The organism is Pseudobutyrivibrio xylanivorans DSM 14809 (assembly GCF_900141825.1).
GTDB lineage: Bacteria > Bacillota > Clostridia > Lachnospirales > Lachnospiraceae > Pseudobutyrivibrio > Pseudobutyrivibrio xylanivorans.
Window position 1 is genome coordinate 1 of the sequence record NZ_FQYQ01000042.1, and the last position, 10,697, is coordinate 10,697.

Below are 10,697 nucleotides of genomic sequence, written 5' to 3' on the forward strand. Positions count from 1 at the left end.
ACCGAAATACTTCTTCGCTCACGCGGCGTCGCTGCATCAGGCTTGCGCCCATTGTGCAATATTCCCCACTGCTGCCTCCCGTAGGAGTTTGGGCCGTGTCTCAGTCCCAATGTGGCCGGTCACCCTCTCAGGTCGGCTACTGATCGTCGCCTTGGTGGGCCGTTACCTCACCAACTAGCTAATCAGACGCGGGTCCATCTTGTACCGAAAAAACTTTTCACACTACATCATGCGAAGCTGTGCGCTTATGCGGTATTAGCAGTCGTTTCCAACTGTTGTCCCCCTGTACAAGGCAGGTTACCCACGCGTTACTCACCCGTCCGCCACTCAGTCAACAAATCGTCACCCCCGAAGGGATCGTGATAAGTTGCTTCGTTCGACTTGCATGTGTTAAGCACGCCGCCAGCGTTCATCCTGAGCCAGGATCAAACTCTCATGTTAAAAAGTTTAATTCCGAATCAGTATAAAACTGACTTCTTTACTAATAAAGGTTTTTGTTTCGTCTTAGAAACTAAATGAATTTCAAGGATACATGTTTTAAAAACTTGTATTAATTCAAGGTTTGTTTCACTGTTCAGTTATCAATCTACATTTATTTGTTTCGCTCTGTGTGACTTGCTGTCCCTCAGTGCTCGATTATAATATCATCCTGAAACCCCAGTGTCAACAGATATTCTGTGATTTTTTAAAGTAAATCTATTCACCTCAAATGGGTAATTTGTATGATTTGTGTGAATTGTATCAATTATTTTTACAATTATTATTTTAGCTATCAAGATGTAGCCCTAATCACACTATTAGCTAACGAGATATAGCATCAACAGCTTCCTTAACATTAGCCACACCAACAACTTCAATTCCAGATAAATTTTTGAGACTTGCAAGATTTGAATATGGAACAATAGCTTTCTTGAATCCAAGCTTCTCTGCTTCTCTCACACGCTGCTCTGCCATGGATACAGAACGGACCTCACCTGACAGACCAATCTCGCCAAAGACAATTGTACCTGCATCGATAGGGATATCCTTTTCACTAGAATATATGGCCATGGCAATAGCCAAATCTATGGCTGGTTCGTTAATGCGCATACCGCCAGCTATGTTCACATAAATATCTGAACGGCCGAGGAATACACCACAAGCTTTATTTGCTTTAGCGTCCCTCATTCGTTCCAGAACAGCAACAAGCAAATTTACTCTGTTGTAGTCGCAGCCTGTGGCCATTCGTCTAGGAATTTCAAAGGCTGTCTTGCTCACAAGAGACTGTATTTCTACAAGGATAGGACGTGTTCCTTCCATAGCACAGGTGACAATCGATCCTTCCGCATTTTCCGGACGGCCATCTAACATGACTGCAGATGGATTCTTGACCTCAGCAAGGCCAGTATCTCTCATTTCAAAAACTCCTATTTCATTAGTAGAGCCAAATCTGTTTTTAACGCCGCGAAGTATTCTATATGAAGCATGTCTGTCGCCCTCAAAATATAATACAGTATCCACCATGTGCTCGAGAACTCGTGGGCCTGCCACTGTTCCCTCTTTTGTAACATGGCCAACTATAAATACAGCTATACCTTGAACTTTTGCTATTTCCATAAGAACACTTGTAGATTCTCTAACCTGAGTAACTGAGCCAGGTGCCGAACCTACTGCCTCATTATACATAGTCTGGATTGAATCAATAATAAGAACTGTTGGCTTTTCGCGCTCTACTACAGCTTTGATTGTATCCAGATTAGTCTCGCAAAATAAATCAAGCTTGTCGTTGAACTGTCCTATGCGGTCAGCACGAATTTTAATTTGCTGGAGAGACTCCTCGCCTGAAACGTACATAACATTTACACCAGACTGACAAAGGAGACGGCAGGTCTGTAAAAGCAATGTAGATTTTCCAATACCAGGATCTCCACCAACAAGAACCATGGAACCAGGCACAATTCCTCCACCTAATACGCGGTCGAATTCTTCAATATTTGTAGATATACGATGCTCATTTGAAGCGGCAACATCTATAAGCTTTGTCGGCGCAACATCCGCAACCTTTGCTCTAGCCTTTGCCTTTGACTTATCTACTATCTCTTCAACTAGACTATTCCACGCTCCGCAGGCAGGACACTGCCCTGACCATTTAGAAGTTTCGTTACCACATTCCTGACAGAAAAATACTGAAACATTTTTCTTTGCCATAACATTTCTCTCCTTTACAAAAAATCTTCCCACTTATTTTATAAATGGGAAGATTGATTAAATGATTTTATTGTTTATTAAATTCTTTTGACCTGTACGTCAACAGCAACCCCTGGATCAAGCTCTACCGATAAATTGAGCTTTCCACCTAAATTAGTCTTCATCTGACTTGTAGCAGTGCCTCCAACAGTAATAGAATATTCTGTCTCTGGCTCAAGCTCCAATGTAATCATGGCATCTCCTTTACCCTCTACTGTAAAAGATACCATATCAGATGAACATTTAAACTTCTCAACTGCTGTGCCCGGAACTGACTCATATACAAACATTCCATTTTTCTCGAGCTTGGTAATGTCTGAAAAAGTCTTTACCTTGTACAAGTCTCCTTCGTGTTTGTAGTCCTCAAGCTTCTTCTTGTCAGCTAAGGTGTAATCGCCAAAGCTGATACTTCCATCTGCTTCGCTGCGAATTAACTCGCTAATAACAGCCATCCTTACTCCTCCTATGCCACTGCTTAATTGCAGATTGTCTTATGCAAATTATAGCAAAGGAATTTGGTTTTAACAATAAATGACTGTGTGAAAAATATTATTTTTCGAAAACAACATTATCAGCTTTTACCTTAGCCTTTACAGTATCGCCAGACTTAAATTTGCCGGCAAGGATTTCTTCTGCCATAACATCCTCGAGTGCAGTCTGGATTTTACGACGAATTGGACGTGCACCGTATTTTGGATCATATGCTTTTTCAACAATCCATGTCTTAACTGCAACTGGGATAGATACATCTATATCCATCTGCTCCTTACAACGAGAAACGAACTGCTTAACCTGAAGACCAGCTATCTGCTTCATATCATCCTTAGTAAGGGCACGGAATACTATAGTCTCATCAATACGGTTTAAAAATTCTGGCTTGAAGATACGCTTAACTTCTTCCATAACACCATTCTTCATAAACTCGTAATCCTTGTTAGCATCTTCCTTTGATGCAAAGCCAAGCTTTTTGGGTTCAATGATAGCCTGTGCACCTGCATTAGATGTCATGATGATGATAGTATTTTTAAAATCTACCTTTCGTCCCTGTGAATCGGTAACATGACCATCATCTAATATCTGAAGAAGTACATTAAATACATCTGGATGAGCCTTTTCAATCTCATCAAAAAGGATAACTGAGTATGGATTTCTACGTACCTTTTCAGAAAGCTGACCACCTTCATCGTAGCCAACATATCCTGGAGGCGAACCAATCATCTTTGAAACAGAGTGTTTCTCCATGTACTCACTCATATCAACTCGAATCATAGAAGATTCTGTTCCAAATACAGCCTCAGCTAATGCCTTTGAAATCTCTGTTTTACCAACACCTGTAGGTCCCAAGAATAAGAACGAACCGATAGGGCGTCCCTTTTCTTTTAGTCCAACACGACCACGACGGACAGCTCTCGCGACTGCAGATACAGCCTCCTCCTGACCGATAACTCTCTTATGAAGAATGCTCTCTATCTTTCTAAGACGTACAGACTCCTGTTCTGTAAGCTTAGCAACTGGAATCTTAGTCCAAAGAGCAACAACTGTAGCAACGTCATTTTCCGTAAGAACAGCAGATTTTGACTTACGCTTTCTGGCAGCCTTTTTATCTTCTGCTTCTTTCTTTGCAACAAGCTCATCCTTCTGCTTTTTGATGATACTTGCCTGAGCAATATCGCCATCAATGATAGCCTGCTCCATATCATCAGATAGCTGCTGAATCTGAGTAATAAGAGTATCGTCCTTAACTACTCGCTTAACAAATGAAAGCTTTAACGAAGCAGCTGCTTCATCCATTAAGTCGATAGCCTTATCTGGAAGAAATCGATCTGCGATATATCGCTCTGACATCTTAACACACGCTTCAACAGCCTCATCAGGGATGACAACTCCATGATGCTCCTCGTAAAGATATCTGACACCCTTGAGAATTTCGATTGTTTCTTCCTCTGAAGGTTCTTCAATCATAACTGGCTGGAAACGTCTTTCAAGAGCAGCATCCTTTTCTACGTATTTACGATATTCTGTGATAGTGGTAGCACCAAGAATCTGGATTTCACCACGAGCCATAGCTGGCTTTAAAATGTTAGATGCATCGATGGCGCCTTCCGCTCCACCTGCACCGATAAGTGTATGTATCTCGTCGATAAATAGAAGGATATTTCCTTCCTCAACTACCTCTGCTATTACCTTTTTAATACGTTCTTCGAACTCACCTCGATACTTAGAGCCGGCAACCATGCCTGATAGATCAAGTGAAAGGACACGTAAGTCGCTAACAGAATCAGGAACATTCCCCTCAACTATGCGCTGTGCCAAACCTTCAACGATGGCTGTCTTTCCAACACCTGGTTCTCCGATGAGACAAGGGTTGTTCTTGCCTCGTCTTGAAAGAATCTGGATAACGCGCTGAATCTCTGAATCACGTCCAACGATAGGATCGAGCTCGCCATCTTCAGCCATAGCTGTAAGGTCTCTGGAGAACTGATCCAAATATGATACTTCATTGCGCTTGGCACGGCCACTGTTAATGGCCTGCATTTCTTCTTTATATACTGTGCCTTCGGCACCCATTCCCGCTACAAGCTCTGAGAAAAGCTTGTGAGGATTAACATCTAATGAATTAAGAAGTCTTGCACCTGAACAATCTTGCATACGAATCATAGCAAGAAGTAGATGCTCTGTACCTATAGTTTTAGAGTTGCACTTATCAGCTTCATCTGCTGCATGTTCTAAAAGCTGTTCCATCTTTGGGGTGTAACCATCGCGCTCTCGAACAGCCACATCACCGCCTGGTGAAATAAGCTCTTCTACAAGCTTAAGAAGTGCCTGTCTATCTACACCGTTAGAATTCAAAACTTTAGCAGCAAGAGAATTCTCCTGTTCAATAATAGAGATAAGGAGGTGTTCTGTACCGACATAACTATGCTGCAGTGACTTTGATAGTTTTGATGCACCTGAAATAGCTCGTTTTGCCTGCTTTGAATATTCCATTATCTTCTCCTTTATTAAAGATCATTTAGATCCATCATATTTAAGCTTGAGTTTCTGCGAGAATCGTAATCAGAAGCCGACTCGATGTATGTAGTAGAGCGAGTATCCTCATATTCATCATCATACTCCTCTTCCTCATCTACATATTCATCATCGTACTCTTCCTCGTCGTATTCTTCTTCCTCTTCTTCCCTAGAGCGACGGTCGAATACAATTGAACGAGGACTTCTACGTGCAGACTTCTTCTTTGCTGGAGTCTCTGCAAAAACATCTCCATCAAAATCATCATCTCTATCGCGAGATTTAACAAATGTGTTGATTAATAAGAATACTAAGATAACACAAAGAACTATAAGTCCCATGATAACTTTGCGATAAGTATCGAGCTTATTAATATAAATATCTACATTATCATTTACTGCAGCTGATGTATCTTCTTCGCTAACATCGCTAGATGAACCACCTGCTGAAAGCACTGATTCATCCATTCTTGAAAGAGTGTCATTAGCGCTATCAAAAACAAACCAACCTGTATCACCTGCTGCGTTTGTACCATATACATAATAGAAACCAGATTCTCCAATTGTATAGGCTGTAGTATTACCACCTGTAACATCTAATGACATAGGTGTAAATGCTGAAGAAGGGCCTGCATCTGAAGGGGAAATTATAACGTAATTCTTTCCTGAACCAAGCATTAAAAATTCTGAAACTGTACCTGCTTCTGCATTATATAAATAGAAAACACCTGAACCTGAAGTATTATCAGCAGGCTTTAAATAAAGAAGTGTGATGCTTCCGTTTGTAGGCTCGCTATATGTGCTAGAGCCGATATTTACTGTAGTCTTAGAAAAGCCTGATGGTACTTCAGAATCTGAATAACGCTCTGAAACAACATAAGCTACTCCGTTAATATCAAAACCGCCGCTGGCATTAAGTGTGCCAACTGCACCTCCTGTAGGTGCTGCTGTCTCAACTGGAGCTGTCTCTGTTGGCTCTTCTACTGGTGTTTCCTCTGCTACTGGTTCGTCAGCTGGTTCCTCTGTAACCTGAGCTGCTGGCTGTTCCTGGGCCACTGGCTCTGCTGGTGCACTACCTCCACCGATAGAAAGTGTAGTGCTACTGCCTGAACAAGAAGTAGATGAAACTATAATAGAAGCTGTACCTGATGCTGCGGCTGTAAACACAACGTCTCCTGTCTTTCCTGAGAAGGAAACAGAATTGCCTGATGTGGTGTAACCTGAGCCTGTACAGCTAACAAATGTGAGCATGGCTGATGTGTATTTAACAGTGATAGTACCAGACTCTGATGCTGTAACTGAAACTGTGACCTTATCTCCCACGGCAGGTGAGTTCTTAGATACCGCAATCATGGTAGTACCCTGAGCGAATGCCACAATATTCATTGCAAAAACAAGCATAACTATAGCCAAAACATTAAATGTTCTTCTGATCAATTTATTCATAACAAATTACCTTCCATTTCCTGTGATACTCTCAACAACACTAGAGGTTGCTACTGAGCCCTTTATATCACACTATATATAGATAATTTAATTATAGATAAACCACAATTCATAGTCAACAGTTACGGCAAAGTAAAAAGAGCCAGATTCCCCCTGACAAACCTGAGTAAGAACCTACGATTCCAGTGATGTGTTCAGCTAAATCGATACCAAAAATCGACATGATGAGAAACACAATTCCAAGGGCAAATGCAAGCGCCATAATACCAAACGAAATAATCAATTCTTTGTCTAATCTTCTTCTCATAAATATGTACCTCCGTTCCATAGCTTTATTAGGATTAAGATGTTAAAACTATAAATCATTTATATGTCCATATTTATGTACGAATATACGTTCTATTTCTGGCATAGAATAAGGACGCTGCATACACAACGTCCATAGTATTTTGTAGTATTAGATTAAACTACTTTCATAGGGAAGTTACTCTTCCTCTTCCACACCACCTGGAAGAATTGTACTGTCCGAAGAATTGTTAGTAATGAAAGCATCTGTTTCTACTGTAACAACCTGATTTTTATCGTCAACAACGACACTATCAATAGTAATCACCTGATTATTTGAACCAGTCTGAATATTCTTATTGGCAAGATTATCTTTTATGGTGTTACCATGACTTCTTCTTCCAAGAGTCTCCGAATATATCTTGGCATCATTTGCTGCAATAAATAGGTTGTTTTCAACAATGTTAGTAGAATCGCTTGCGTTTTGAACAACTACACAGCTGTTTTCTGCATTTAAAACAGTGTTACGTGAAAATCTGCAATCTACCGCACTTCCATTTCGTCTGTCAGCCCCTCCAATACTTATGCCTGCATAACCATCGTTATTTACCAATGTATTGTTTGTCACATTAATGTCGCGTGTGTTTTTACCTTTGTGCTCACAGGATACCTCGATGCCGATGTCGCAGTTCATAACGAAATTATCATAAATATCAATGTCCTGCCCTCCATCAACATAAATGCCTCCGGCGCACTTAGAATCGTATGTGACATTGGTTTCTGGATCTGATGAAATGTTTACAATAGTGTTATCGTGAATGCTTCCACGTTTGGCTGTGTCGTTTTTATTCTTAGTAGAATGTTCATATCCTATAGCATCAATTCCAATGTTGTCGCAATCATGGATATAATTTCCTGAAATCTCAAAGCCTTTTATAAAGCCATTAATTGCAATTGTCTCACTCTGACCAAGGGAAAGATTGTACAATTCACAATTTAGTATATCAACATTAGAAATAGGATGTTTGTTGTCGTCTGGATTGCTGGAAACCAAAATGCCGTGGGCATTATAGTCTTCAGAATACTCCTTATACTTGCATCCCATATCATGTATCTTGCATCTAGAGATGGTGACATTGCAGGATGCCTCGGCCACCTCGATACCTATTGGTGCAACTTTGTCTGATGGCTTGTTAATGTACAGGCCGGTGATTTCAAGATTTTCTATGGTTACATTAGCTGCATTTATATAAACCATAGAGCCTGTGTTTCTGCCTGGTCTAATATCTGAGCCGTCCAGCACAGTTCCATTTTCACCCTTTACGGTGATTCCGCTCTTGTCTGGATTAATGGAAATCTGTTCCTTATAGACACGAGCAGGAACTAAAATTGTGTCGCCTGAAGCAGCTTTTTCAATGGCTTCTGAAATTGTTTTTGTGTCTTTTCCTACTTCGATAACTTTTGGACTACTTTTTGCTTCCGCAATGATAGAGGTACTTCCCAAAGCAATAAATGCTACCAAAATCAAGGAAAACAATAATAATCTTTTCTTCATCAATTCTCCTTTCCACAAATTTGTGTACGGGACAATTATAACACATTTTAAATATTATTGTAACTTTTTTGTAATTTTTATATTGTATAATAAAGGCGCCTTTACTATCTCATTTTAGCTTGCCTAGGAACAAATTCTATTTTTAAATCCATACCCAACCCATCAGCTAACCTTTTCAAAAGATTAACAGATGGATTTCTAGTTCCATTTTCAAGTCTACTTATATCAGCCTGTCCTATTCCGGTAATTTCGGCCAATTCCTTCTGTGTTAGATTTCTTTGAATCCTAGCATCAATTATTGCATGCTTGATATCAAGCTCAGGCTGTATAGCATCCCATTCTTTTTTAAACTCAGGATCTTTAAGTTGTTCATCTAAATAACTGTCAAAACTCTTCATATCACTTGCTATTCCTTTCTAAATAGTCCGAACGATACTTCTTTGCTAAATCAATTTCTCTTCTAGGAGTTTTCTGTGATTTCTTTATAAATCCATTCGTAAGTATTATTTTTCCACCATAATAAAAGAAAAATAACACCCGAGAAATGTTTGAGCCTTGTTTAGTTCTCAATTCAAATATTCCATCTTCCAAATACTTTGTATATGGTGCACGCATTGCATTTCCCTTTTCTTGTAGAACCAAAATATCTCCAGTAATCTTAGCTCTCATTTCTTTTGTGCATGCATCCAAAAATTCTTCAACTGGGCACTCTAAATTAGCCTTTTGATATAATTTCTACCTTAAATTCGTTCATTTAATATTTTTAATTATATGATATATATATCATATCGTCAATAAACCTCCAATTCTTATTTATTCTTTATTTTTCCATTAAAAATAGGATTATTGCGTGGCTGAACACCACAATAGAGACTTGCATTTTTGCAGGTCAATGAACCATATAGAAATTGTCAGTATCACGGGAAGGATAATACTATCATTAACAATAGAAGTCAAGACAGGTTTAAAATGATACTCCTCCACTTATGTAGGGGAGCTTTTGTTTTGCATTTTTACTTGGATTATCGCAGGACAATGTAATTATGGGGAGTATAGAGGGTGCTATGATAAATGAAGCTATTTTTTTCGGGATTTTATCGCAAGTAGACGGTTTTATGGTATTTGGAAGCATGGCATGCGATAAATGGGGTGGAGTTTGTGGCTACTTTTTATCACAGGGTTGTCTACTTATAGGCTTTCTGGGTATACTTGCGATAATTGATGAGTAAAATAGGGATGAGATTTATCACTGAGGTAGTTTGGAAGACGCTTGGTTTCGTTGGCTTGCGATAAATGGATTAGATGAGTTTATCGCGGGATGACTGTGAACTGGCTTTGCTTCGCTGGAACGCGATAAATAGACTCGGATGTTGTGTCTACTTTTATCGCTGGTATGGCTACAAATAGGATATCTTGGTTTACTTGCGATAAAGGATGTTGAAGATTTCGGGATTTTTTATCACAGCGGAGACTGGAAGGTGCATGGCTGTGTGTATTTGCGATAATGGGTTGGGAAATATTAGGTAGGGAAGCATCGACGGGGCTTGGATGAATAAAGGGTGTGGATTGGACCTGATGTGTGGCGTGAGTGACTGAATGATTTATACAAGGGCTGAAATGGAATACAAAGGAAATGGGAGGCCCGTGGATTACGACGAGTCTCCCATCTGTGTAGGAATGTATTTTTATACCTGGTTGAAGATATAAAAAGCTATTTTTGGTGGTAGAGCAAACCACAGTACTGATTTGCCCTACCCCATGAAAAATATTGAAAAAGTTTTAGCACTTTTGTGCTCGAGTTTATAAAATAATATAATACATGGCCATTCAACAAAATGTCGATTTGCCTGATATCAAGTACTAATTGTCTGTTATTCTGAATACGATGCTGCTTCAGAACTTACCGCAAGCTTATCATTGTATCCTGTTTTGCTTGCTACTACATAAAGATAATTGCCATCATGAGAATTGTCTGTCAATGTAAATGTAGCTGCTGTTGCACCATCAATAGCTGTAAGATCGTCAACGGCTGTCTTGTTATTAGCATTTGCTTCATACCACTGATATGTCACACCCTCTGAAGGACTAGCTGTAGCTGTAAAAACATTTCCTTCTACTCCAATTGCCAATGATGTAAAATCTTCTGGTGCTGCTGAATACGATGCTGCTTCAGAACT

At 39.7% G+C, this 10,697-nt stretch carries 9 protein-coding genes, 1 rRNA gene and 1 pseudogene; 1 reads left to right on the plus strand and 10 read right to left on the minus strand.

What is annotated here, in order from left to right:
- The 9 genes and pseudogenes from BUA88_RS15490 to BUA88_RS15530 form a co-directional block, all read right to left on the minus strand.
- A 16S ribosomal RNA gene (locus BUA88_RS15490) occupies window positions 1-441 on the minus strand; the annotation flags it as partial.
- A gap of 360 nt (window positions 442-801) precedes the next feature.
- Window positions 802-2,187, minus strand: coding sequence for a DNA repair protein RadA (gene radA, locus BUA88_RS15495; RefSeq protein WP_072919653.1), 1,386 nt, complete (start codon window positions 2,185-2,187; stop codon window positions 802-804).
- 77 nt (window positions 2,188-2,264) lie between these two features.
- Window positions 2,265-2,678 carry an endosialidase gene (locus BUA88_RS15500; protein ID WP_072919654.1) on the minus strand — a complete coding sequence of 138 codons (414 nt, stop codon included), beginning with the start codon at window positions 2,676-2,678 and terminating at the stop codon, window positions 2,265-2,267.
- A 97-nt stretch (window positions 2,679-2,775) separates the two neighbouring features.
- The gene (locus BUA88_RS15505; protein ID WP_072919656.1) at window positions 2,776-5,214 is read right to left on the minus strand and encodes an ATP-dependent Clp protease ATP-binding subunit; all 2,439 of its coding nucleotides are present in this window, start codon (window positions 5,212-5,214) and stop codon (window positions 2,776-2,778) included.
- A gap of 14 nt (window positions 5,215-5,228) precedes the next feature.
- Window positions 5,229-6,680: a hypothetical protein gene (locus tag BUA88_RS15510; RefSeq protein WP_072919659.1), complete on the minus strand. Its 1,452-nt coding sequence runs from the start codon at window positions 6,678-6,680 to the stop codon at window positions 5,229-5,231.
- Between the two features lie 115 nt (window positions 6,681-6,795).
- A complete protein-coding gene (locus BUA88_RS15515; RefSeq protein ID WP_072919661.1) occupies window positions 6,796-6,987 on the minus strand; it encodes a hypothetical protein in 192 nt (63 codons plus the stop codon).
- A 177-nt stretch (window positions 6,988-7,164) separates the two neighbouring features.
- Window positions 7,165-8,520 carry a right-handed parallel beta-helix repeat-containing protein gene (locus BUA88_RS15520; protein WP_072919664.1) on the minus strand — a complete coding sequence of 452 codons (1,356 nt, stop codon included), beginning with the start codon at window positions 8,518-8,520 and terminating at the stop codon, window positions 7,165-7,167.
- 104 nt (window positions 8,521-8,624) lie between these two features.
- Window positions 8,625-8,918, minus strand: coding sequence for a helix-turn-helix domain-containing protein (locus BUA88_RS15525; RefSeq protein WP_072919665.1), 294 nt, complete (start codon window positions 8,916-8,918; stop codon window positions 8,625-8,627).
- Window position 8,919: 1 nt separating this feature from the next.
- Window positions 8,920-9,274: pseudogene (locus BUA88_RS15530) on the minus strand (type II toxin-antitoxin system RelE/ParE family toxin).
- A gap of 310 nt (window positions 9,275-9,584) precedes the next feature.
- Between BUA88_RS15530 and BUA88_RS16245 the strand changes: the two are divergent.
- On the plus strand, window positions 9,585-9,749 hold the full coding sequence (locus BUA88_RS16245; RefSeq protein ID WP_159430914.1) for a hypothetical protein: 165 nt from the start codon (window positions 9,585-9,587) through the stop codon (window positions 9,747-9,749).
- 642 nt (window positions 9,750-10,391) lie between these two features.
- Here the strand turns inward: BUA88_RS16245 and BUA88_RS16250 are convergent.
- On the minus strand, window positions 10,392-10,697 hold a 306-nt coding region (locus BUA88_RS16250; protein ID WP_159430915.1), incomplete at its 5' end, for a hypothetical protein.

Excerpts from the sequence above, each read along its gene's own strand:
- BUA88_RS15515 (WP_072919661.1), bottom strand. The coding sequence starts at position 6,987 with ATGAGAAGAAGATTAGACAAAGAATTGATTATTTCGTTTGGTATTATG.
- BUA88_RS15500 (WP_072919654.1), bottom strand. The coding sequence starts at position 2,678 with ATGGCTGTTATTAGCGAGTTAATTCGCAGCGAAGCAGATGGAAGTATC.
- BUA88_RS15510 (WP_072919659.1), bottom strand. The coding sequence starts at position 6,680 with ATGAATAAATTGATCAGAAGAACATTTAATGTTTTGGCTATAGTTATG.
- BUA88_RS15505 (WP_072919656.1), bottom strand. The coding sequence starts at position 5,214 with ATGGAATATTCAAAGCAGGCAAAACGAGCTATTTCAGGTGCATCAAAA.
- BUA88_RS15525 (WP_072919665.1), bottom strand. The coding sequence starts at position 8,918 with ATGAAGAGTTTTGACAGTTATTTAGATGAACAACTTAAAGATCCTGAG.
- BUA88_RS15520 (WP_072919664.1), bottom strand. The coding sequence starts at position 8,520 with ATGAAGAAAAGATTATTATTGTTTTCCTTGATTTTGGTAGCATTTATT.
- radA (WP_072919653.1), bottom strand. The coding sequence starts at position 2,187 with ATGGCAAAGAAAAATGTTTCAGTATTTTTCTGTCAGGAATGTGGTAAC.
- BUA88_RS16245 (WP_159430914.1), top strand. The coding sequence starts at position 9,585 with ATGATAAATGAAGCTATTTTTTTCGGGATTTTATCGCAAGTAGACGGT.